The organism is Paenibacillus sp. FSL W8-0186, assembly GCF_037969765.1.
GTDB classification, from domain to species: domain Bacteria; phylum Bacillota; class Bacilli; order Paenibacillales; family Paenibacillaceae; genus Fontibacillus; species Fontibacillus woosongensis.
Map to the genome: position 1 here is coordinate 2,439,786 of NZ_CP150207.1, position 21,744 is coordinate 2,461,529.

The 21,744-nt window shown below is 48.1% G+C and carries 25 protein-coding genes; all 25 read left to right on the forward strand.

Features of this window, described 5'->3' with window-relative positions; genetic code table 11:
* Nucleotide 1 precedes the first annotated feature (1 nt).
* The gene (gene fliJ, locus MKX50_RS10965) at nucleotides 2–445 is read left to right on the forward strand and encodes a flagellar export protein FliJ (protein ID WP_155610969.1); all 444 of its coding nucleotides are present in this window, start codon (nucleotides 2–4) and stop codon (nucleotides 443–445) included.
* Nucleotides 446–491: 46 nt separating this feature from the next.
* The gene (locus MKX50_RS10970; RefSeq protein WP_213588622.1) at nucleotides 492–1,424 is read left to right on the forward strand and encodes a hypothetical protein; all 933 of its coding nucleotides are present in this window, start codon (nucleotides 492–494) and stop codon (nucleotides 1,422–1,424) included.
* A 52-nt stretch (nucleotides 1,425–1,476) separates the two neighbouring features.
* On the forward strand, nucleotides 1,477–2,883 hold the full coding sequence (locus tag MKX50_RS10975; protein ID WP_339159621.1) for a flagellar hook-length control protein FliK: 1,407 nt from the start codon (nucleotides 1,477–1,479) through the stop codon (nucleotides 2,881–2,883).
* Between the two features lie 18 nt (nucleotides 2,884–2,901).
* A complete protein-coding gene (locus MKX50_RS10980) occupies nucleotides 2,902–3,456 on the forward strand; it encodes a flagellar hook capping FlgD N-terminal domain-containing protein (RefSeq protein WP_213588620.1) in 555 nt (184 codons plus the stop codon).
* Complete coding sequence (locus MKX50_RS10985) at nucleotides 3,453–3,836, forward strand: TIGR02530 family flagellar biosynthesis protein (RefSeq protein ID WP_213588619.1); 384 nt, start codon at nucleotides 3,453–3,455, stop codon at nucleotides 3,834–3,836. The genes MKX50_RS10980 and MKX50_RS10985 overlap by 4 nt, the downstream gene beginning before the upstream one ends.
* Before the next feature lie 83 nt (nucleotides 3,837–3,919).
* Nucleotides 3,920–4,738, forward strand: a complete 819-nt coding sequence (flgG, locus tag MKX50_RS10990) for a flagellar basal body rod protein FlgG (protein WP_213588618.1) — start codon at nucleotides 3,920–3,922, stop codon at nucleotides 4,736–4,738.
* Nucleotides 4,739–4,813: 75 nt separating this feature from the next.
* Nucleotides 4,814–5,032, forward strand: a complete 219-nt coding sequence (locus MKX50_RS10995; protein WP_155610974.1) for a flagellar FlbD family protein — start codon at nucleotides 4,814–4,816, stop codon at nucleotides 5,030–5,032.
* A gap of 2 nt (nucleotides 5,033–5,034) precedes the next feature.
* Nucleotides 5,035–5,508 carry a flagellar basal body-associated FliL family protein gene (locus MKX50_RS11000; RefSeq protein WP_213588617.1) on the forward strand — a complete coding sequence of 158 codons (474 nt, stop codon included), beginning with the start codon at nucleotides 5,035–5,037 and terminating at the stop codon, nucleotides 5,506–5,508.
* Nucleotides 5,509–5,549: 41 nt separating this feature from the next.
* Entirely contained in the window at nucleotides 5,550–6,548 is a 999-nt protein-coding gene (gene fliM / locus MKX50_RS11005) for a flagellar motor switch protein FliM (protein ID WP_213588616.1), read from the forward strand.
* Nucleotides 6,538–7,800, forward strand: a complete 1,263-nt coding sequence (fliY, locus tag MKX50_RS11010) for a flagellar motor switch phosphatase FliY (RefSeq protein WP_213588615.1) — start codon at nucleotides 6,538–6,540, stop codon at nucleotides 7,798–7,800. Before fliM ends, fliY begins: the two co-directional genes overlap by 11 nt.
* Nucleotides 7,801–7,827: 27 nt before the next feature.
* The gene (locus MKX50_RS11015; RefSeq protein ID WP_155610978.1) at nucleotides 7,828–8,193 is read left to right on the forward strand and encodes a response regulator; all 366 of its coding nucleotides are present in this window, start codon (nucleotides 7,828–7,830) and stop codon (nucleotides 8,191–8,193) included.
* 11 nt (nucleotides 8,194–8,204) lie between these two features.
* Nucleotides 8,205–8,741: a flagellar biosynthetic protein FliO gene (locus tag MKX50_RS11020; RefSeq protein ID WP_213588614.1), complete on the forward strand. Its 537-nt coding sequence runs from the start codon at nucleotides 8,205–8,207 to the stop codon at nucleotides 8,739–8,741.
* A complete protein-coding gene (fliP, locus tag MKX50_RS11025; protein WP_213588613.1) occupies nucleotides 8,738–9,499 on the forward strand; it encodes a flagellar type III secretion system pore protein FliP in 762 nt (253 codons plus the stop codon). Before MKX50_RS11020 ends, fliP begins: the two co-directional genes overlap by 4 nt.
* 75 nt (nucleotides 9,500–9,574) lie before the next feature.
* Nucleotides 9,575–9,844 carry a flagellar biosynthesis protein FliQ gene (fliQ, locus tag MKX50_RS11030; protein WP_213588612.1) on the forward strand — a complete coding sequence of 90 codons (270 nt, stop codon included), beginning with the start codon at nucleotides 9,575–9,577 and terminating at the stop codon, nucleotides 9,842–9,844.
* Nucleotides 9,845–9,856: 12 nt separating this feature from the next.
* Entirely contained in the window at nucleotides 9,857–10,645 is a 789-nt protein-coding gene (fliR, locus tag MKX50_RS11035) for a flagellar biosynthetic protein FliR (RefSeq protein WP_213588611.1), read from the forward strand.
* 15 nt (nucleotides 10,646–10,660) lie between these two features.
* Nucleotides 10,661–11,749 carry a flagellar biosynthesis protein FlhB gene (flhB, locus tag MKX50_RS11040; RefSeq protein WP_339159625.1) on the forward strand — a complete coding sequence of 363 codons (1,089 nt, stop codon included), beginning with the start codon at nucleotides 10,661–10,663 and terminating at the stop codon, nucleotides 11,747–11,749.
* A 23-nt stretch (nucleotides 11,750–11,772) separates the two neighbouring features.
* Nucleotides 11,773–13,809 (forward strand): flagellar biosynthesis protein FlhA, encoded by a 2,037-nt coding sequence (gene flhA / locus MKX50_RS11045; RefSeq protein ID WP_213588609.1) that lies wholly within the window; start codon nucleotides 11,773–11,775, stop codon nucleotides 13,807–13,809.
* Nucleotides 13,806–15,197: a flagellar biosynthesis protein FlhF gene (flhF, locus tag MKX50_RS11050; RefSeq protein ID WP_213588608.1), complete on the forward strand. Its 1,392-nt coding sequence runs from the start codon at nucleotides 13,806–13,808 to the stop codon at nucleotides 15,195–15,197. The genes flhA and flhF overlap by 4 nt, the downstream gene beginning before the upstream one ends.
* On the forward strand, nucleotides 15,194–16,084 hold the full coding sequence (locus MKX50_RS11055) for a MinD/ParA family protein (RefSeq protein WP_339159627.1): 891 nt from the start codon (nucleotides 15,194–15,196) through the stop codon (nucleotides 16,082–16,084). Before flhF ends, MKX50_RS11055 begins: the two co-directional genes overlap by 4 nt.
* A 28-nt stretch (nucleotides 16,085–16,112) precedes the next feature.
* Nucleotides 16,113–17,555: a chemotaxis response regulator protein-glutamate methylesterase gene (locus tag MKX50_RS11060; protein WP_339159628.1), complete on the forward strand. Its 1,443-nt coding sequence runs from the start codon at nucleotides 16,113–16,115 to the stop codon at nucleotides 17,553–17,555.
* A gap of 27 nt (nucleotides 17,556–17,582) precedes the next feature.
* Complete coding sequence (locus tag MKX50_RS11065) at nucleotides 17,583–19,661, forward strand: chemotaxis protein CheA (protein ID WP_339159629.1); 2,079 nt, start codon at nucleotides 17,583–17,585, stop codon at nucleotides 19,659–19,661.
* A 62-nt stretch (nucleotides 19,662–19,723) separates the two neighbouring features.
* Complete coding sequence (locus MKX50_RS11070; RefSeq protein WP_213588604.1) at nucleotides 19,724–20,185, forward strand: chemotaxis protein CheW; 462 nt, start codon at nucleotides 19,724–19,726, stop codon at nucleotides 20,183–20,185.
* Between the two features lie 4 nt (nucleotides 20,186–20,189).
* The gene (locus tag MKX50_RS11075) at nucleotides 20,190–20,816 is read left to right on the forward strand and encodes a chemotaxis protein CheC (RefSeq protein WP_244996300.1); all 627 of its coding nucleotides are present in this window, start codon (nucleotides 20,190–20,192) and stop codon (nucleotides 20,814–20,816) included.
* Complete coding sequence (locus tag MKX50_RS11080; RefSeq protein ID WP_339160084.1) at nucleotides 20,809–21,306, forward strand: chemotaxis protein CheD; 498 nt, start codon at nucleotides 20,809–20,811, stop codon at nucleotides 21,304–21,306. The genes MKX50_RS11075 and MKX50_RS11080 overlap by 8 nt, the downstream gene beginning before the upstream one ends.
* 2 nt (nucleotides 21,307–21,308) lie before the next feature.
* A complete protein-coding gene (locus tag MKX50_RS11085) occupies nucleotides 21,309–21,731 on the forward strand; it encodes a hypothetical protein (RefSeq protein ID WP_155610990.1) in 423 nt (140 codons plus the stop codon).
* The last annotated feature ends 13 nt before the right edge of the window (nucleotides 21,732–21,744 follow it).

The window sequence follows — 21,744 nt, forward strand, 5'->3', positions numbered from 1 at the left end:
GATGAAGTTCCGTTACGTCTACCAGAAAGTTGTCGATTTAAAGTCCAATCAGAAGACGCAGGCAGAATGGATGTTATCCGCTGCCGTCGGCCAGCTGCAGGCGGAGCAGCGTTCCCTCGAATTGCTGGAGGAGGATAAGGTGCGAACCTTCACGGCCATTCAGTCTGCAATGGAGAATAAAGCATCGATGATCAAACTTCAAGAATTGCAGCTTTATATGGATTATTTGGAGAATTGCATTGAAAGCAAGCTAGGCGACATCCGGCGTGCAGAAGCAAATGTTGAGAAGAAGAAGGCCGTGTTGAACGGTAAAATGCTGGATGAGAAAGTCTGGCTCAAGGCAAAAGAAAAAGCTAAACACAAATATCAGCACGAAATGCTTCTTCGGGAACAAAACGAACTGGACGAAATAGCTACGGTCCGGTTTGCCATGAAAGCCCGGTAAGGAGTAACACGGGCATCAGCGATGGGTTTGCGAAGGAGGGAATGGAATGGCGCAGGCTGATTTAGAAGAAGATTTGGAATCGGGCGGCGGGTTTGCTAGGTTTTTGTTTTTCGTAACGCCGATTTTATTTACGGTTGTTCTGCTGGCTGTCCTGCTGACGTTGTTTAATATGAACTTCCGGGCTACGATGATCGAATTTGGCAGCAAAATACCGATTGTCCGGAATTTTGTGCCGGATCCGGAGGGTGTCGAAGCAGCGGGGGATACCGAAGAGGATAAAGCAAAAAAACAGGCCGAGAGCACAGAAGCAACGGTTAAGGAATTGAAGGATCAAGTTGCTCAAAAGGATGCGGAACTGGAAGAAGCGAACCGCCAGGCAACAGCGCAGGAGGATAAAGTAAAGCAGCTTCAGGCTCAACTGGATGCCGCTTTAACGGAAGCGATCGAGAAGGAAGAGACCGCTAAAGATGAGGCCTACCAGAAAGAAGTCAAGAAGCTGTCCCAGCTTTACGCGCAGATGAGTCCCAGCAAGGCGGCAGCTATTTTAGAGAAATTAACTATAGAAGAAACGCTGCAAATGCTCAGCTTAATGAATAATGAGAGCAAAGTAGCCATTCTCGAAAAAATGGATCCTGCCAAGGCGGCGGATATTTCAATCCTGCTTAAGGATGCGAAGCCTGCTGATGACATGGCGATTGCCGCTTTGCAATCCAGGCTGAAAAAGGATGCAGAGTCCTCAGCTCAAGCCGCGGCTTCTACAGCAGGGCTGGATGATAAGCAGCTAGGTCAAACCTTTGCAGGGATGTCGGCAGACGCAGCTTCCAAGCTGATTATCCAGACACACAAAATCAGTCCGGATAAAGCGTTGAAAATTTTGAATGCCGTAGACGATGGAACAAGATCCAAAATTCTGGCGGCGATGACGAAAGAAGATGAAGAGCTTACCGCTAAAATTTTGAATAAGCTTGTAAGCAAATAATTTATTAGGTGAAGTGACACACGTTTTCTTGGGGAAAGGAGGTGAATATAAAATGAGTCAATTTATATCCAACTTATCCGCAGGAAATCCTACCGCTGGAGTAATGGTATCTGCAAACGGCAAAGCGGGCGGAAGCCAGGCTGCTGGCCAAGCATTTGACCAGACTCTAGTAGCCATGCTGCTTGGAAATGCTGCATCCGCTGAAGGAGGAGCTCCTCTGCAATCTTTAGGGTTGTTAGGATTAACGAATTCGGACGAGCAGCAGGCGGCTGATGCCGAGCTTCTGAATCTGCAAGCGGTGATCGACGGATTGTTAGGGCAGTTGGACGAGCTGGATCAGGCCATGGAGAAGGACCCTTCTTTATTGTTTGTTCTTCAGGCATGGCTGCAAGGTGTACAGTTGATTACTGAGCCAGCACACGGCGATGCTGCAGTTGTCAATGGAGCTGACGGCGCTCAGATTTCAGTTCTAGCCCAGCATCCAGAGACAATGCGCTTTGCGATTCAAGATGCCTTGATACAGTTGATGAATACTTCCGGCCAGCTAAGTGGGGCTAGCTCTTCGACTCTGCCGTCCCAGCAGTTGCTGGAAGTGCTGCAGCAAGTCCTTGGTGCGCGTCAAGCAGCAAACTTAACACTTGATCAGCCGAGCGGAGGAAACACAGCGAATGCCAATTGGGCATCCATTCTGGAAAACAGCATTCAAACGATCGTTAGCAATGCTTCCAGCCAGACGGGCGGGAATAGATCGAACCAGCAGTCCGCTGATTCCCAAACAGCTCATACGATTTTGGCGAGTCATGCAACTCAGAACATGGGCAAAGGAAGCTTAGTTCACGTCGCAGGCGCGGCTGAATCTACAGGCGTAGCTGATGCAGAAGAATTAGGAAATGTGCTTCATACAGGCAATGTCGTGACAGCGGGACAACTCGCCATGCGAGACGGCCTTGCAGCTCCTGTTAAACCGGCTGCACCTGCGGTGCCTGTTGAACAGTTTGGCAAAGAAATGGGAGCATTTCTAGTTAACAAGTTCGAAGTCGTTAAGCTTCAAGGTATGTCGCAGGCCAGAATTTCTCTATATCCAGAGCATCTTGGCCAGGTCGACGTGAGAATCACCCTGCAAAACGGACAGTTAATTGCCCAGTTTGTTACGGAACACGCCTTTGCGAGAGAATCTCTTGAAGGCCAGATGGCGCAGTTAAGAGCGGCGCTGCAAGCGCAGGGGCTGCAAGTAAACAAGCTGGAAGTAACGCAAAACTCTTCGTTGTCCTCCCATATGTATCAGGATGGACGCCAGCAAAGCAGCGATGCGCATCAGCAGCAGAACAACAAACGTCGCGAAGTTCGCGAAGAAGATCTGTTAGCTTTGGGAGATTTGAACGACGAATGGCATGATTGGATTTCTGAAGTGAGAGCTCGGGAAGAGAATTATGGAAGTTCCTTTGTCGCCAGAGTTTAATGGAAAGGAGGAAAAGCCGTGTCTAATTTCCCAAATGTCTCTTGGCCGGGCTATTCAGCACAGAATGTTACAAGCAAAAGCCAAGAAGACAATCAGACGCTGGGCAAAGACCAGTTCCTGAAGATACTTATTACTCAGCTGCAGAATCAGGATCCGATGCAGCCGCTGCAGGACAAGGAATTCATCGCTCAGATGGCAACGTTCACGTCGGTTGAGCAATTAATGAATATTTCCAAACAGCTTGATGTCATGAACCAATCGTTAGGTACGGTATCGGGATTGATTGGCAAGCGGGTATCCTGGATCGAAACGGAATATACTGGCGAATACGATATCCAGACGGGTAAAACTACGGTCACCTCGAATGGCAGCGGAATCGTCGAGGGAATTGTTATTCGGGATAATGTCCAGTATGCCAAAGTTGGCGACAAGGAAATTAAGCTGTCAGATATTCTGGAAATTGATGAAGCGCCAGTTCCTGGCGATAATCTTGTGGGAGAAGAATCGAATGCAGAGGGATCTGCTCAGTCAGAAAATCAGAACAGCTCTTTAGATGGAGCTGACTCGCCATGAATGAACCAATCCGCATAGGCAGCTTGTATCCCGGAAGAATTCAACCGAATTCGTTGGCCCAAGCCAAACCTACGGGAACGGCTAAGCCGAAGGATGCAAAGTTTGAGGAGATGCTGCAGAACCGGTTGCTTCATTTCAGCAATCATGCTGTTAAACGCCTCGAACAACGGGGAATTCAACTGCATCCGGAACAGCTGCATCAGATTGAATCGGCTATTGATAATGCAGCGGCAAAAGGTGCCAAAGATTCGCTGATTCTATTAAAGGATATGGCTTTGATCGTGAACGTCCATAATCGGACCGTTGTTACTGCCATGGACGGGAATAGCATGAAAGACAATGTATTCACGCAAATCGACAGCGCCATAATTATTTCTTAACTGGCTGGCCCGGAAACGGAGAGCCAACAAGTCACCGACCGACTGAAGTGGCTTAATCAAAGTTCCAAGGAGGAATTGACTAAATGATAAGATCGATGTATTCGGGCGTATCAGGAATGCGCGGGTTTCAAACTAAACTTGACGTCATCGGCAACAATATCGCTAACGTGAATACGGTAGGATTTAAGGCGGGCCGGGTCATGTTCAAAGACATTATGAGCCAGACGGTTTCTGGTGTTACCGCTCCAACCGATGACGGAATGGGCGGGATTAATGCGAAGCAAATCGGACTTGGCGTGTCGATCGGCTCCATTGATACGCTTCACATGGCCGGTAGTGCCATGACGACGAACAATCCGCTGGACTTGCGGATTGATGGGGACGGCTTCTTCATGGTTTCCTTAGGTGAAGATCAGGAAGCGCCCTTCTTGACCAGAGCAGGGGATTTCCATTTGGATGCTGCCCGTCAACTGGTGACTTCCGATGGATTGCGCGTTTGGAGTGCAGACGGCGCTCCGCTTGAGCCGCTGGACGAGGAGGTAGTAGCCTTCACGATCGCGCAGGATGGTACGATCATGATGAAGCTGGCTAATGGCGAAATTGAAGCGGGTGAGGCGATTGGGGTGGCTCGTGTGGTTAACCCTGAGGGCTTGGAGAAAATCGGCGGAAACTTGTACCGTTTAAGCCCGAACGCTAACCTCGATGAACTGGAGCCAACGACTGGAAACAACGCTGAATTAGGAACCGGTGCGATCATTTCTGGACAGCTTGAAATGTCCAACGTTGATTTAACTGGTGAATTTACAGAAATGATCGTAGCGCAGCGCGGATTCCAAGCGAACTCCCGAATCATCACGACTTCAGATGAAGTGCTGCAAGAAGTAGTAAACCTGAAGCGTTAATTTGTTAAATAGCGGGGGAGGGTAGCCCTTCCTCCGTCTCATCATTAAAATACGGTTCCCGAATGGAGGGTTTACATGATATCTGTAACACGTTTGAATGGAACACAAGCATGGTTGAACGCCATTATGATCGAAACAGTAGAAGAAACACCTGATACATACGTAACCCTCGTTACGGGTAAACGTATGATCGTGCTGGAGAAGGCCGCCGACATTATTGCGAAGGTGAATGAATACTACACTGAGATCGGTATCCATGCAGCAACCATTAAAGTGCAACAAACGGAGGAATAGTCATGAAAAAAATGGCGCCTTGGCTAATTACGATGCTACTCGCAATCACTTTAATCGTAATGGCAGCTTTCCTGCTTGTGAATCAAATGACTAAGCCTAACTCAGGCAATGAAGTCAACACAGCAGTACAAAATGTAGGCCAGCCAGCACAGCTGTCAGCGGATGAGCTGGTGAAAGTTACATCGTCCATGGACGGAATCAAAACGAATTTGTCGGATCCGAATTATGTAGTCGTTATGAACTTCGCATTCCAATTGGATCGGGAATCGTCCAAGGAATCCTTTGACAAAATTAAAGATTTCAAAATCAAACCGATTATTATCAAAACGCTTGCCGACACGAAGCCGGAAGATCTGATCGGTGCTAAGGGTAAAGATAACTTGAGCGCGAAATTGTTGAATTTGATCAATACATCACTGCCTGAAGGGAAATTGATTCAAATCGATATTACAGAATTCATTATGCAGGCTATTTAGATCAATATCGATCGATTAAATCCTTGAAGGGGGTGAGATGTTTGGTAGATGTATTATCGCAGAACGAAATCGATGCACTGCTCGCCGCGTTGTCTTCTGGTGAAATGGATGCAGAGGAACTGAAAAAGGAAGAAACGCAGAAGAAAATCCGGTCCTATGATTTTAAACGAGCGGTAAGGTTTTCCAAGGATCATATCCGCAGCTTAACCCGGATTCACGAAAATTTTGCGAGATTTCTTACCACCTATTTTTCAGCGCAGCTCCGTACATTTGTCCAAATCAACGTCGTTCAAGTCGAACAGCTGCCTTATGATGAATTTATACGTTCTATACCCAAAATGACGATTCTTAATATATTCGAAGCAGAGCCATTGGAAGGAAGAATGGTGCTCGAAGTTCATCCAAACGTCGCATTTGCTATGTTGGATAGACTGCTCGGCGGGATTGGAATGGCCCCGTCCAAAATCGGGTCTTTGACTGAAATTGAGACGATTATTATGGAACGAATTTTTAGCCGGGCTTTTGAAAGCCTGCAGGAGGCTTGGAAAACCGTCATTGACATTAGTCCGCGAATGGAAGGATTGGAGACGAATCCTCAGTTTATGCAAATCGTTTCGCCTAACGAGACGATTGCCCTCATTTCGCTGAGTACTAAAATCGGTGACACGACGGGAATGATCAACTTATGTATTCCGCATGTTGTCATCGAGCCGATCATGCCGAAGCTCTCGGTTCATCATTGGTTCGTATCCCAGAAGAAGTCGCGTGTTCCCGAAGAGGTGGATGCTCTTCGCAATCGCGTAAACAAAGCTAAACTGCCGATCGTTGCTGAACTTGGTGAGTCACAACTTACGATTCAAGAATTTTTAGGGTTGTCTGTCGGAGATGTGATTTCCCTAAACAAGCCTGTTCATGACGGGCTTGCCATAAGAGTCGGCGACAAACTAAAATATTTCGGCAGTCCGGGTACGCTTAAAGACCGAGTCGCCGTTCAAATTGACGAAATTGTCAGCGAAGGAGTTGAGGAACTTGACGAGTAAAGATTATTTGTCCCAAGAGGAAATTGACGCTCTGCTTAAGCAGGCAAATAGCGATTCGCCGTCCGAACCGACGGTTGATGATTACTTGACACCGCTCGAGCAAGATGCTTTGGGCGAAATCGGCAACATTACTTTTGGCAGTGCTGCTACGGCCTTATCAACTTTGCTTAACAAGAAAGTAGATATTACAACTCCAAAAGTTTCTATTATAACACGTTCACAATTCGAAACCGAGTTTCCAAAGCCGCATGTAGCGATTCATGTCCAATATGTCGACGGATTCGAAGGGATCAATTCCCTGATCATTAAGACAAAGGACGCACAAGTCATTGCAAATCTTATGCTCGGCGGAGACGGTAATCCGGCTGAAGAAGAATTGAACGATATTCACATCAGTGCCGTTCAAGAAGCAATGAATCAAATGATGGGTTCCTCGGCGACGTCGATGTCGACGATCTTTAATCGGTTCGTTAATATTTCGCCGCCAGGCGTTGATATATTGAACATGTCGAATGGAACCGGGGTGGGAAGTCTGCCTCCCGATGAGACACTCATTAAAATTTCATTCAGGCTTACAATCGGAGATTTGATTGATTCGACAATCATGCAGCTTCTTACGGTCAAGTTTTCGAAAGAAATGGTAGACAGCCTGATTAACGGTGCTGTTACAGAATCGACCTCTAGAGAGAGTGCGCCAGCACCAGCGGAGGCACCAGTTTCTGCACCAGCACCATCGCCATCGCCAGCAAGCATGCCTTCATCCTTTGAAGAGACGCCTGCTTATACACAGCCGACGGCACAGCATCCAACGGCACCCGCTGCTCAGCAGCCTCCAATGATGCCTCCGATGCAGGATCAGGGCTATTATCAGCCGCAGCAAGGACAGCCATATCACGAGCCGCAGCATTATGGCGGAATGCAAGGGCGCAACTTAAATGTTCAGCCGGTGCAATTCGCTAATTTCGGGGCTCCTGCCTACGGACAGGTGGATGAGAATAATTTAAATTTACTGATGGACATACCCCTTAAAGTCACCGTAGAATTAGGAAGGACCCAGAAGCAAATTAAGGATATTTTAGAATTGTCCCAGGGCTCGATTATTGAGCTGGACAAGCTTGCCGGCGAACCGGTAGATATTCTTGTGAACAACAAGCTGATTGCCAAAGGCGAAGTTGTCGTCATTGACGAGAACTTTGGCGTGCGTGTGACAGATATTGTGAGCCAATGGGACCGAATTCAAAAATTACAATAGTAGAAGTTTAGGGAGGATTTTAAATCAATGGCAAACCGAATTTTAATCGTAGACGATGCTGCTTTTATGAGAATGATGATCCGCGACATTTTGACGAAAAACGGTTTCGAGGTTGTAGGGGAAGCACAAGACGGCGCGCAGGCTGTCGAGAAGTTTAAGGAGCTTCAGCCGGACCTTGTTACTATGGACATCACGATGCCAGAAATGGACGGCATTGCCGCGCTCAAAGAAATCAAACAACTAGATCCGAATGCAAAAGTTATTATGTGTTCGGCTATGGGTCAACAGGCGATGGTCATCGACGCGATTCAAGCCGGTGCCAAGGACTTCATCGTTAAGCCATTCCAATCCGACCGGGTTATTGAAGCAATCAATAAGACTTTAGGTTTGTAGGATAAATAGAGATGAACTCGAATCAGCCGGATTACCAGCCGATTGGCAGCGACATTAATATATGGGGTAACTTGCTAACGGTTATCTTTGTGCTGGCTATTATTATTGTTTTGATCGTATTATTGATTCGATTTCTTGGTAAAAGAAACCGGTATTTGTCCCAAAGCCGATCGATCCGCATTTTAGGGGCCGTCGGTCTAGGACCAAACAAATCCTTGCAGGTTATCGAAATCGGAGGAAATGTCTATCTCGTCGGCGTAGGCGAAGACATTTCCTTAGTCGATAAAATAAGCGATCCGGAAGAGGTAGTCTTACTACACCAGGCATTTGCAGAAGAGGGGGCTGAATTTCCCGGACTGGCTTCTGTCATAGGTAGTCTAGTCTCTCGTTTTCGCAAACCTTCTCCAGAGGAAGAGGAACTAGACGAGACAAGGTTCCATGAAGTATTTCAGTCACAGCTAAGAAAGATGCCTACTCGGAAACAGCAAATGGAGGAGCTCCTTCAGGACAAAGAAGAACAATCTACAGATCGGTTGAGGAATTCATGAAGAAAAAGGTCTTAATTGTAGGATTAATGCTAGCGTTATGCAGTATGCTGACGGTGTCGGCCGCTTCTGCCGCGCCAGTGAATCCGATCCCGGATATCGGAATACAAATAGGAAATTCGGATGGGCAGCCAGGCACGAGCTCACTCTCGATTATATTGCTCATCACGGTATTAAGTATCGCACCAGCGATACTTGTTCTCATGACGAGCTTTACGAGAATCGTAATTGTACTTGGATTTGTGCGTAACTCTTTGGGAACGCAGCAAATGCCTCCCAACCAGGTTCTGATCGGATTGGCGTTATTTCTGACTCTATTCGTCATGAGCCCGACATTGTCTACGATTAATGAGGTAGCTTTACAGCCTTATATCAAGGGTGAACTGACACAAACAGAAGCATTGGATAAAGCGGCTGTACCGATGAAGAAATTTATGTACTCGCATACGCGTCCCAAGGATCTCCAATTATTTCTGAGTTACACCAAAACGGCCAAGCCGGCCAGTTACGAGGATTTGCCGATTTCTGTATTGGTGCCAGCATATGCGATTAGCGAACTCAAGACGGCATTCCAAATGGGCTTTATGATATTCATCCCGTTTCTGATCATCGATATCGTCGTGGCGAGCGTGCTAATGGCGATGGGGATGATGATGCTGCCTCCAGTGATGATATCGCTGCCGTTCAAAATTTTGCTATTCGTTCTAGTTGATGGCTGGTATCTCGTTGTGAAGTCGTTGCTGGCAAGCTTTAGTCCTTAGCCGGAATGCGGTGGTTTTGTTCCGGATTCCGGCGGACAGATCCGGGTATTACATCAAACATAGGGGGAAGACGGAATGAATACGGATTTTATAATCGGGCTGGCCGGACAAGCGGTTTATACCGTGCTGAAGGTGAGTGCGCCCATGCTTGTCATTGGGTTGGCGGTCGGGCTGATTGTGAGTATATTCCAGGCGACGACACAAATCCAGGAACAGACGCTAGCATTCGTTCCTAAAATTATTGCCGTTTTGCTTGCCCTGCTATTGTTTGGCCCTTGGATTTTGACGACTATGGTTGATTTCACTTACGGTATTTTAAACAATCTTTCTAATTATATCGGTTAGGCGAAAAGGATTATGGAGATCTTACTGCAAGGAATTTCAGTTTTTTTACTTGTTTTTTGTCGAATGACAGCTTTTTTTGTCGTAGCTCCGATATTTTCATCACGTGGTGTTCCTAATATATTCAAAGTTGGCTTGTCGGCAATGATCGCATTATTGATTGTCATTATACAGGGCTTCAATCAGGCGATTCCAACCGATCTCAACTATCTATTATTGGTGGTTCGCGAGCTGCTGATCGGGTTGCTGATGGGATATGTGGCCCAATTGCTTTTTACGGTTATTCAGATGGCGGGATCTTTTATCGACATCCAGATGGGATTCGGGATCGTGAACGTGATTGATCCGATGACCGGGGCTTCGGCGCCTGTACTGGGCAACTTTAAATACATTATTGCCACTTTGTTATTTCTGTCGATGAATGGTCATCATTACTTGCTGGATGCCGTCATTCGCAGCTATAACTGGATGCCTTTGTCCAATGAACTGTTTCAGAGAATATATCATGGAACTCTTTCTGAATTTTTAGTCAGAACCTTTAGCCAAGCATTCTTATTATCGTTTCAATTGGCGGCCCCGCTGGTTGTTGCACTGTTCATAACCGATGTGGCGCTTGGATTCTTGGCACGAACGGCTCCCCAGTTTAACGTCTTTGTCATTGGGATCCCGCTCAAAATTATGGTCGGACTAGCGATGCTTCTGCTGCTAATCCCTAGCTTGATTTACGCGTTCGAGAATCTGTTTCAGGTATTGTTTAAATCGCTGCATAATTTGTTCGGTACGATCGGGCAAAGACCGACGTAGGATAGGGGGATCGTTATGTCGTTCCGGTATACGCTGGATCTGCAGTTGTTTGCCGGTGAGAAAACAGAGAAGGCCACGCCCAAAAAACGGCAGGACGCCCGGAAGAAAGGCCAGGTTGCGAAAAGTCAGGATTTATCAGGTTCAGTCGTACTGTTATCCGGATTTTTATGTCTGCTCATGTTTGGGGGATATATGAAGGAACGGCTGATGCTTCTTTTTTCTGATGTATATTATCACCGGTTGAATATGGACGTAACGAATGAAAATGTCATGACGATGTTTGGGGACTACGCCGTTCAGATTTTATTGCTTCTGGCGCCTCTGCTGTTGATCGTGGTGGTTATGGCTGCTGTAGCAAACTACGCCCAGGTCGGCTTCCTCCTTACTGGGGAACCGCTAAAAATGCAGTTGAAAAAACTGGACCCTATTCAGGGATTCAAAAGAATTTTCTCGATTCGTTCGTTAGTCGAATTTCTAAAATCCGTTCTTAAACTAACTATCATTGGTTTTTTGGTCTATACGACGATATGGGGAGAACGGGGCAATATTGCTTCTTTAGGCCACGTCACGATCGAGGATGCATTTTATTTTACTTCGAAGCTGACGATGAACCTAGGATTAAAGATTGGCGCCGCTTTATTTGTACTAGCGGTACTTGATTATATGTACCAGAAATATGATCACGAGAAAAATTTGAGAATGTCGAAGCAGGACATTAAAGATGAGTACAAGAAAATGGAAGGCGATCCGCTGATCAAAGGCAAAATACGTGAAAGACAGCGCCGTATGGCGCTCCAGCGTATGATGCAAGAAGTTCCTAAAGCGGATGTGATTATTACGAACCCGACCCATTTTGCGGTTGCCTTGAAATACGAAGGCTCGGAAATGGATGCTCCACAAGTCGTTGCTAAGGGTCAGGACTACGTTGCCCTTCGTATTCGAGAGATCGCTAAGGAACACGGCGTTATTATTATGGAAAACAAGCCGCTGGCTCGTGCATTGTTCCAAAGAGCGGAAATCGGGGATACGATTCCTGCGGATTTGTTTCAAGCCGTGGCCGAAGTGCTGGCTTACGTATATAGAATGAAAGGTAAGAGTAAATAATGGACGGGATCGGAGGCGGAGCCATGAAGAAGGCTAAGGATTTATTTATACTTTTAGGAATTATCGGCATCGTTCTATTAATGATTCTTCCGATCCCGACTTGGCTGCTGGATATTCTTCTCATTATCAACATATCGGTCGCGCTTATGATTCTGCTCGTCGCCATGAACACAAAGGAGGCATTACAATTCTCCATCTTTCCGGCGATGCTGCTCATTACCACGTTGTTCCGGCTGGCGTTGAACGTTTCGACAACGAAGCTGATTTTAGGACAAGCGAAGGCTGGGGACGTGGTTGCGACATTTGGATCGTGGGTGTCGCAGGGTCAGCCTGTCGTCGGTTTTATCGTGTTTCTGATTCTAGTTGTCGTGCAGTTCATCGTCATTACCAAGGGTTCGGAGCGCGTGGCGGAAGTAGCGGCACGTTTCACCTTGGATGCGATGCCCGGCAAGCAGATGAGTATTGACGCAGATTTAAATGCCGGCTTGATTAATGAGCAGCAGGCTAGGGATCGCCGACGCAAGATCGAAAGGGAGTCGGATTTCTACGGAGCAATGGACGGGGCGAGCAAATTCGTCAAAGGTGACGCCATTGCCAGTATTATCATTCTCCTCATTAATCTTATCGGCGGATTTATCATCGGAATGTCGATTCATGGAATGCCGTTTGGCGAGGCGCTTTCCACTTATTCACTGCTTACGATCGGGGACGGTTTGGTCAGCCAGATTCCGGCGCTGCTCATTTCCACGGCAGCCGGTTTGATTGTTACCCGAGCATCGTCGGAAGGCAATCTTGCAGAGGATATAACAGGCCAACTGTTCTCTTATCCGAAGCTGGTTTATATTGTTGCCGGAACGATAGCAATGCTAGGACTTTTTACTCCGATAGGGCCGATAACGACTTTGCCTTTTGCTGGAATGTTATGCTTTGCGGCTTACCGGATGCAGAAAAATCTGGACCGCCGTCAAATCGAGCAGGAGCAGGAAGAGGAGGAGCAGGAGATCGAAGAGGTACGCAGTCCGGAGAGTGTTATCAATTTACTGCAGGTTGATCCGATTGAATTTGAATTCGGATACGGTTTGATTCCGCTTGCTGATACCGGACAAGGCGGAGATCTGCTAGACCGAATCATCATGATCAGGCGGCAATGTGCCCTGGAAATGGGGCTGGTCGTACCCGTCATTCGCATTCGTGACAATATTCAACTAAAACCGAATGAATATGTCATCAAAATAAAAGGAAATATCGTGGGTCGTGGTGAATTATTACTTAATCACTATTTGGCCATGAGTCCTGGGATGGACGACGAAACGATTACAGGTATAGAGACCCAGGAACCAGCCTTTGGATTGCCGGCGCTTTGGATTGATGAATCGACCAAAGACCGGGCTGAGTTATCAGGTTACACGGTGGTAGATCCACCATCCGTCGTAGCTACTCATTTGACGGAAATGATCAAGAAGCATGCTCATGAGCTTCTTGGCAGACAAGAGACGAAGGCGCTTGTCGATAATCTTAGAGAGAATTACGCTGTGCTTGTCGACGAACTGATTCCTTCGGTTCTTACCATCGGAGATGTGCAGAAAGTACTAGCCAAATTGCTGCGTGAGAAAATATCGATCCGCGATATGGTAACGATATTTGAAACGTTAGCCGACTACGGAACTTATACGAAGGATCCTGACGTATTGACCGAATATGTGCGGCAGGCGTTATCCAGACAAATTACGCAGCAGTATACGCAGCAAGGCGAGACGATGAGGGTTATTACCGTAGGTCCATCGCTCGAGAAGAAAATTGCCGAGAGCGTACAGCAGACCGATCAGGGCAGTTATTTGGCCCTGGATCCAGCTTCTACTCAAACGGTCTACCAGAAACTGACGGAGCAAATCAACCGGCTCATTCAATCCGGACAGCAGCCGATTGTCCTCACGTCACCGACGATCCGCATGTACTTACGGCAGGTGATGGAACGGACGATGCAGGATGTACCGGTACTGTCTTATAGCGAGCTTGAGCCGAATGTCGAAATTCAGAGTGTCGGAGTGGTGAACTTATGAGAGTAAAACGGTATATCGTCGACACTATGCCTGATGCGATGCAGAAAATTCGCGATGAACTTGGAAAGGATGCCGTCATACTAAGCACAAAGGAGCTGAAAATCGGCGGATTTCTAGGAATGTTCCAAAAACGAAAAATCGAAGTCATTGCCGCATCAGAGAGCAAGGAAGCTACTGCGCCGAAAGGGAAACCCTCTCGGCCCGTCGCTTCTTCTCCTTCATTCCCGCCGATTGTGCCCCAGGCCGTACCGGAGGCTTATCGCAAATCAACGGCAATGACGTCGCAAGCTACAGGCCATAGTCAGCCTGTGGCTACAGTAGACGAGGAGAAGCTTCCGTCAAAGGACAACCGCTTGTCGGCGGCCGTCATCGCAGCCGCAAAGGAGGAGGATCCTCTCTCTCAGGAAGAGCTACTGCGTTTAGCAACCCACAAGACGAGCGCAGACACCGTTAATCCTGCGAGTGCAACTGGTTCAATGAGCTCTGCTTCCACGTCTTTAAGCAGTTCGAAGGAAGATCGTCTATTCATTGAAATCGAACAGATGAAAATGCTGATGACGAAGCTGGCACGTTTCCAAGAAGGTCTGCCGGAGCTCCCGGAGCCGCTGAGTCAAGTAAAAGAGCGGCTCGCCGAGCAAGAAGTCAGCCCGGAGCTTGCCGATGTATGGGTAGATGAAGCCTTTACAGCCTGGGAAAACGACGGGAAAACGATGAGCGATGAAGAGCTTGTGGCCATAATCAGAGCCAGTGCGGAAACATTCCTAAAGGACCGCATTGGCGAAGGGATTCAAGACGGAACTAAAGTCGTTTATATCGTAGGTCCAACGGGTGTCGGCAAAACAACGACCATTGCCAAGCTCGCGGCGGATCAGATTTTTCGCCTTCGCAAGAAGGTCGGGTTTATTACGGCGGATACGTATCGTATATCAGCGATCGAGCAGCTGCGCACGTACGCTTCGATTTTAAACGTTCCGCTCGAAGTGGTTCAATCGCCAGGCGATGTACAAAGGGCCATGCAGCGATTGGAGCATTGCGATTTGATCCTGATGGATACCGCAGGGAGGAACTACCTTAACGAGCTGTATGTGGCAGAGCTGCATAGCCTGCTAAGCCCATCTGAGCATAGCGAAACTTATTTGGTGTTGAGCTTGACCTCTAAAAGTCGAGATATGATGAAAATTACCGAGCATTTTAGCAAATATGGCATCCAGAAGGTGATATTTACGAAGCTAGACGAAACGCAAAGCGTGGGACCCATCTATAATTTGCTGCATGAGTATCCCATGCAGGTGTCATATGTAACAAACGGTCAGAATGTCCCTGATGATTTACTGCCTGCAAATAATGACCTGTTCACGAATATGCTCCTTGGAGCGCAAAGAACATGAATGACCAGGCCCAGGCTCTTAGACAGCTTGTATCAAAGCTGGAAGGCTCTTACGACAGGCTGGCGCCAAGATCAAATTCGGCCCGGATTTTAACCGTTAGCAGCGGCAAGGGCGGTGTCGGCAAATCCAATTTCACCTTGAACTTCGCTTTAGCCCTCAAAACACTCGGCCGCAAGGTGCTGATCTTTGATGCGGATATCGGGATGGCGAATATCGATGTGCTGATGGGCGTCAGGGCAAGGTACAATCTGTACCATCTCTTAAAAGGCGAGAAGAATTTGGAGGAGATCATCGAGCTTGGAACAAACGGTCTGCCTTTTATTGCAGGCGGCTCGGGAATGGCGGACCTGTTTACTTTATCGGAATCCGACTTGAACTATTTTACAGCTCAGATTGAAGAGTTTTCGGAGCAGATGGATTACATCATCTTCGATACTGGTGCAGGCTTGTCCAAGGAAACCGTAAAATTTATTACGGCAGCCGACGAATGCATTGTAGTAACCACTCCGGAGCCAACATCGATAACAGATGCGTATGCATTAATCAAAGTCGTTCACGGCATGGAACAGGAAGTGCCGTTCCGGCTTGTCGTTAACCGGGTTGCAAACCAGCAGGAGGCAAAACAGGTTACCGATAAGCTGTCGCTGGTAGCCAAACGCTTTCTCGATATGGAAATCGCCATGCTTGGACATATTCATGACGATCCGCATGTGATGCAAGCGGTCAAGAAACAAATCCCATTTTCAACCGCTTTTCCTAGCTGTGTAGCTGCGCGCGATATTCAGCGTTTAGCGATGAGATTTTTGGAAGTTCCGCAGATGGGGCAAAAGGATACCTTGACAGGAATCAAAGGATTTATGCACAGATGGCTTAAACGCACAAAATGATTCTGCATTAAGGAACAGGGGTGGGACTATGCCTTACCGGATAATGGTGGTTGATGATTCGGCATTCATGAGAAAGATCGTGTCGGACTTAATTGAGCAGGATCCGGATTTTAAAGTGATCGGCACTGCTCGGAATGGCCGAGAGGCCATTGAGCAAATCGGCCTGCTCTCGCCGGATTTGGTCACAATGGATGTGGAAATGCCGGAGCTCAACGGTCTGGATGCTTTAAAGATCATTATGGAGCGCCAGCCGCTTCCCGTGATCATGCTTTCGGGTATTAACGAGCAGGGGATGCGCGAGACGATCATGGCCCTTGAGCTTGGCGCCTTCGATTTCATTCGAAAACCCTCTGCTTCAACGAGTTCCCATGATATCAGTCAGGTGAAGCTTGAGCTCCATGAACAGATCCGTACAGCCATGCTGATGAAGGAACGTAAAGCTGCACGGGAGTCGGGATTGCATACGCAAGCTGAGCTAAATTCTCTCCGGCCAGCATCAGCCGCTAAGACAACACATAGCGCAGATACCGAGGCTGGACGAGCGTTAAGCAAACCTAAACCTGAACGTATGACAGTCATCCGTGGGATGGAGCATCTCGCTTCGGCTACCGCCAAAGAGCAAATTCCCAAATCGGGTGCCGCTAAGCTGGAGCGGGATGTCTTGAACGGAGCGAGGAGCGATCAAGACCGATCCCGGAAGACCAGCGCCGAGACGGCAAACAAGCGAGGCAAGGCAAACGGAACTGATCCAGAAATTATATCAAGAAGAAGTCCTGCAGCTCAGGATCAAGGCACGAAAAAGCTTGTCGCTCAGAAGGACAAAGCACCAATGCAGGTGAAGGGGCCACAAGAAGAAGCTGTCGCTAAGTCCTCAGCCCAAAAGGATACCAAGACCGGGTTTACGGATATTGTAGCTATCGGCACTTCAACCGGCGGACCGAAGGCTTTAAAGGCTGTGCTGGAAAAAATACCCCGGAACTTTCCGGCGCCAATTGTGATCGTGCAGCATATGCCGCCGAACTTCACCAAATCTCTTGCACAGCGTTTGGACAGTTTAAGCCAGCTTCGCGTCGTTGAGGCCGAGGAGGGAATGAAGCTGCTGCCCGGTACCGCATATATTGCTCCTGGCGGGTTTCATATGAATGTCGTTTATGGATCAGACGGATATAAGATTACCCTGAACAGCCAACAGCAGCGAAATGGCCACCGGCCATCCGTTGAGGTGTTGTACGAATCATTGCTTCCGCTCAGCTCCTTGAAAAGGCACATCGTGCTGCTGACAGGAATGGGCAGTGACGGGGCTAGAGCGATGAAGAGACTATACGAGGCTGGGGTAACCTCGACGATCGCTGAAAGCGAGGAGACATGCGTCGTTTACGGCATGCCGCGCTCTGCGATTGAACTTCATTGTGTAAGCCATGTTTTACCGTTACAAGAAATAGGTCCTAAGCTCGTACAAGTAGTGAAATAAGGAATCTCTTAGAGGAGGTGCCTCACCATGGACATGAATCAGTATTTATCCATGTTTATCGATGAGTCCAACGATCATTTGCAATCATTAAACGAAAATATGCTAGAACTGGAAAAAGCGCCGGATGATATCGGCATCGTACAAATTATCTTCCGCTCCGCGCATACCCTAAAAGGAATGGCTGCTACGATGGGGTTTGAGGACTTATCCTCGCTTACACATCAAATGGAGAACGTGCTTGATCTGGTACGTAATGAAAAATTGAAAATGCAGGATTATATTTTTGACACTCTATTTAAGAGTCTCGATGCCCTGCAAATGATGGTTCAGGATATTATGAATGGCGGCGATGGCAAAGCTGATGTTCAATCTATTGTTACTTCACTTCAAGCGATCGTACGCGGTGAGGTTCCTGGGGGAGCGGACAGTGCGGCTTCCTCGCAGGCAGCTCCTGCTGCTGAGACGGCTAGCACTGGCATTCAACTGGACGAGTTCCAGTATTCCGTCCTGGAGCAATCGATCACTGAAGGCCACAAGGTGCTGTACATTGAGGTTGCAATCCGCGAAGACTGCCAATTAAAAGCCGCCCGTGCTTATTTAGTTTTCGACCTACTCGAGCGCTATGGCGAAGTCGTTAAATCCCATCCTTCGGTACAAGAGATTGAGCAGGAGAAGTTTGAACGCAGCTTTTCGCTGTATTACATAACGCAGAAAGATGCAGCTGAGCTGCAGAGCATGATCGTCAATCTTTCAGAAATTGAATCGGCACAAGTAATGCCGCTAGATCATGAAACACTGAACCAGCTTTCCTCAGGGGTTCAGGAAGCAGCAGCGGCTGGAACTGCAGAAGCACCGGCTGCCGCAGCGGCGCCGACCGATGCGAAGCCGGAGGCCCCGCAAACGGCTGCCAAGGCGGAAGCAAAAACAGGTGCCCGAGCAAACGGCGGAGCAGCTCCTTCCCGTACAATCCGCGTTGATATCGAGCGTTTGGATGTGCTCATGAACTTGCTCAGCGAGTTGCTGATCGACCGCTCCAGGCTGGAGCAGCTGGCTTATGAAATCAAACGTTCCGATTTGACCGAAACGGTGGAGCATATGAGCCGCGTGGGCAGCGATCTCCAGAATATTGTCCTTAAGCTGCGCATGGTTCCGATCGATACGGTATTCAGCCGTTTTCCGCGAATGGTTCGAGATGTGGCCAAATCGCTGGATAAGAAAATCGACCTGGTGATTGTTGGGGCCGAAACTGAGCTGGATCGCACAGTCATCGACGAAATCGGGGATCCTCTCGTACACTTGCTGAGAAACGCAGTGGATCATGGTATTGAGCCGACCGCACAGCGGATCGCGGCAGGCAAACCGGAGACGGGAACCGTTCAGCTTCGCGCATTCCATAGCGGTAACCATGTGTTTATCGAAATCGAGGATGACGGCGGCGGCATTGACCGTGATAAAATTTTGAACAAAGCGCTGAAGAATGGAATCGTTACACAGAGTGAGGCTGCAACGATGTCGGACGAGCAGGTGTACATGCTGCTGTTCGCAGCAGGCTTCAGTACGGCTGACGTCATTTCGGACATTTCCGGACGCGGCGTGGGTCTTGATGTCGTACGGTCCAAGATTGAATCGTTAAGCGGCGACGTGTCCGTGACCTCGACCCTGGGCAAAGGAACGAAGTTCTCGGTTCAGCTACCGCTTACGCTATCTATTATTTCCGCGATGCTGATCAAGGTTGGGTCTGAGAAGTACGCGATACCCCTTTCATCGATTGTGGAAACGGGCATCATTCAACGCAACCAGATTCGCAGCGTTCATGGCTATACGATGGTGCCATACCGGGACGCTCATATTCCTCTAATGTCTTTGGCCAATCTGTTCGAGGTTGCCGATTTCGATGAAAATGTGGAAGAGGAAACAGAAATCGTCGTCATCCGTAAGGGCGAACGCTTGGCGGCATTGACCATTGAGGATTTCATTGGCCAAAGCGAAATCGTCATTAAGAATTTGGGCAAATATTTGCCTCCGGTACAGGGTGTTGCCGGGGCGACGATTCTAGGTGATGGACAAGTAGCTCTGATTGTAGACCCTAACGCATTCATTAAGTAAAGGCTATACGCAAGGGAGGCAGGGCGGACGAGTCTTGCCATAACCATAAAGGAGGATTTTCCATGGGAGAGGAATTGAAAGTCATCGTATTTAAACTGGGTGAAGAAGAATACGGCATTGAGGTAGACAAAGTTCAGACGATCGAGCGCATGATGCCAATAACCCGTGTTCCGAAAACGTACTCGTTCGTAAAGGGAGTCATCAACTTACGCGGCGTCGTCATTCCTGTCATTGATTTGCGCGGGCGCTTCGGCCTTCCGGAAACGGAGTACACGGATCAGACCCGAATTATTATTGTCGCGGTAAATGAGATGGAAGTTGGCTTTATCGTTGATTCGGCGAACGATGTCATGGATCTGAACAGCGATGTGATCGATTCCCCGCCGGATGTGGTCGGAGGAATTAAAGCAAAGTATTTGCATGGCGTTGCCCGCATTTCCGAGGAGCGCCTCCTGGTCATGCTGAACTTGTCTGAAGTGCTGAACCGCTCTGAAATCATTCAATTGGAAAGTTTAGAGGATTAAACTAGTGGATCTGTTCAAAGGTTTTGCAGATTTTAAAATGGATGTGTTAAAGGAAGTCGGCAATATCGGCGCTGGGAATGCCGCCACCGCCTTATCCAGACTGCTTAACAAACCAATTGACATGGCCGTGCCCAAAGTTCAAATGCTGCCTTTTGAGGCGGTGGCTGAGAAGGTTGGAGGAGCGGAGTGCATTGTGCTAGCCATCTTTTTGCGAGTGGAAGGCGATGCTCCCGGAAATCTGTTTTTTATCCTCAGTCCAGAAGGGGCGAAGAAGCTGCTTCATCGTCTTGCGGGAATTCATGTGGAGAGCGAGGAGGAGTTTTCCGAGATGGAATGGTCTGCTCTTTCGGAAATTGGTAATATTTTGGCCGGCTCCTATCTGTCTTCGCTCGCCGATTTCACCTCGCTGGCCATGACGCCCACCGTTCCCGCGCTGGCGATGGATATGGCAGGAGCAATATTGAGTTACGGGCTGCTGCAGTTCGGCGAAATGGGTGATTCCGCATTGCTAATTGATACGACATTCATCGAGGATCAGCAAGAAGTGGAGGGACAATTTTTCCTTATCCCGGATCCTGAATCCTTCGATAAAATATTTACCGCCTTAGGAGTACCGATGAATGATGATTGAGGAACAGCGAATCGTGAAGGTCGGCATGGCGGATCTCAATATTATCCAGCAAACAGGGCTTATTCGGACAACTGGGCTTGGCTCTTGTGTAGGACTTACTTTGTATGATCCGGTAGCCAAAATGGCTGGCCTTGCCCATGTCATGCTTCCGACATCCACCATCGCCCGCGAGGGCCAGCTCAATATTGCCAAGTATGCGGATACTGCCGTACCGGCATTATTACAACAATTGCTTTCGAGCGGAGCAGACAAAAAACGGATTGTGGCCAAAATGGCGGGCGGATCGCAAATGTTTACCTTTGCGGGAACGGGAGATTCGTTGCGGATTGGCCCGAGAAATGTAGAATCATGCAAAGAGAAGCTGTCGGAGCTGGGCATCCCGTTGTTAGCTGAGGACACGGGGGGCAATTACGGAAGAACGATCGAACTCGATTGCGAAACGGGTATATTATTTATACGCAGTGTACAAAAGGGTATAAAGGAATTGTAGCCATGGCAGGAAAACTAAAATATTACATGTTGTTTGGACTCTTTGGATTTCTGATTACATTTGCAGTCGCATCTAGCAGCAATTTGTTTTCGACAAGCCTCATTCGGGGACTCATCGCATTCGTAGTTTGGTTTGGGCTATCGTATGCGGCCAATTGGATGATCGGTTTCATGAAAGAGATGTCTCCTGTCTCAACGAACGAGGATCTTATTACGCCTCATGATGACGAGGGTAAGGGCGGACAGCTTGACTTGACGACACCGGATGAAACGGATGAATTGAACGAATTGCTAAAGCAGCCACCGGGAAGTCAGACAGGAAATAACGATTTTACACCGTTAAACCCGCCAAGACTGGTTAAGACACCTGATGACAAAGATCCTGAAGAGCTGGCTAAAGTTGTTCGTCACCTGACAGAAAACTAAGGAGGGTGAAGGC

Excerpts from the sequence above, each read along its gene's own strand:
- fliJ (WP_155610969.1), top strand. The coding sequence starts at position 2 with ATGAAGTTCCGTTACGTCTACCAGAAAGTTGTCGATTTAAAGTCCAAT.
- MKX50_RS10970 (WP_213588622.1), top strand. The coding sequence starts at position 492 with ATGGCGCAGGCTGATTTAGAAGAAGATTTGGAATCGGGCGGCGGGTTT.
- MKX50_RS10975 (WP_339159621.1), top strand. The coding sequence starts at position 1,477 with ATGAGTCAATTTATATCCAACTTATCCGCAGGAAATCCTACCGCTGGA.
- MKX50_RS10985 (WP_213588619.1), top strand. The coding sequence starts at position 3,453 with ATGAATGAACCAATCCGCATAGGCAGCTTGTATCCCGGAAGAATTCAA.
- flgG (WP_213588618.1), top strand. The coding sequence starts at position 3,920 with ATGATAAGATCGATGTATTCGGGCGTATCAGGAATGCGCGGGTTTCAA.
- MKX50_RS10995 (WP_155610974.1), top strand. The coding sequence starts at position 4,814 with ATGATATCTGTAACACGTTTGAATGGAACACAAGCATGGTTGAACGCC.
- MKX50_RS11000 (WP_213588617.1), top strand. The coding sequence starts at position 5,035 with ATGAAAAAAATGGCGCCTTGGCTAATTACGATGCTACTCGCAATCACT.
- MKX50_RS11015 (WP_155610978.1), top strand. The coding sequence starts at position 7,828 with ATGGCAAACCGAATTTTAATCGTAGACGATGCTGCTTTTATGAGAATG.
- MKX50_RS11020 (WP_213588614.1), top strand. The coding sequence starts at position 8,205 with ATGAACTCGAATCAGCCGGATTACCAGCCGATTGGCAGCGACATTAAT.
- fliP (WP_213588613.1), top strand. The coding sequence starts at position 8,738 with ATGAAGAAAAAGGTCTTAATTGTAGGATTAATGCTAGCGTTATGCAGT.
- fliQ (WP_213588612.1), top strand. The coding sequence starts at position 9,575 with ATGAATACGGATTTTATAATCGGGCTGGCCGGACAAGCGGTTTATACC.
- fliR (WP_213588611.1), top strand. The coding sequence starts at position 9,857 with ATGGAGATCTTACTGCAAGGAATTTCAGTTTTTTTACTTGTTTTTTGT.
- flhB (WP_339159625.1), top strand. The coding sequence starts at position 10,661 with ATGTCGTTCCGGTATACGCTGGATCTGCAGTTGTTTGCCGGTGAGAAA.
- flhA (WP_213588609.1), top strand. The coding sequence starts at position 11,773 with ATGAAGAAGGCTAAGGATTTATTTATACTTTTAGGAATTATCGGCATC.
- flhF (WP_213588608.1), top strand. The coding sequence starts at position 13,806 with ATGAGAGTAAAACGGTATATCGTCGACACTATGCCTGATGCGATGCAG.
- MKX50_RS11055 (WP_339159627.1), top strand. The coding sequence starts at position 15,194 with ATGAATGACCAGGCCCAGGCTCTTAGACAGCTTGTATCAAAGCTGGAA.
- MKX50_RS11060 (WP_339159628.1), top strand. The coding sequence starts at position 16,113 with ATGCCTTACCGGATAATGGTGGTTGATGATTCGGCATTCATGAGAAAG.
- MKX50_RS11065 (WP_339159629.1), top strand. The coding sequence starts at position 17,583 with ATGGACATGAATCAGTATTTATCCATGTTTATCGATGAGTCCAACGAT.
- MKX50_RS11070 (WP_213588604.1), top strand. The coding sequence starts at position 19,724 with ATGGGAGAGGAATTGAAAGTCATCGTATTTAAACTGGGTGAAGAAGAA.
- MKX50_RS11080 (WP_339160084.1), top strand. The coding sequence starts at position 20,809 with ATGATTGAGGAACAGCGAATCGTGAAGGTCGGCATGGCGGATCTCAAT.
- MKX50_RS11085 (WP_155610990.1), top strand. The coding sequence starts at position 21,309 with ATGGCAGGAAAACTAAAATATTACATGTTGTTTGGACTCTTTGGATTT.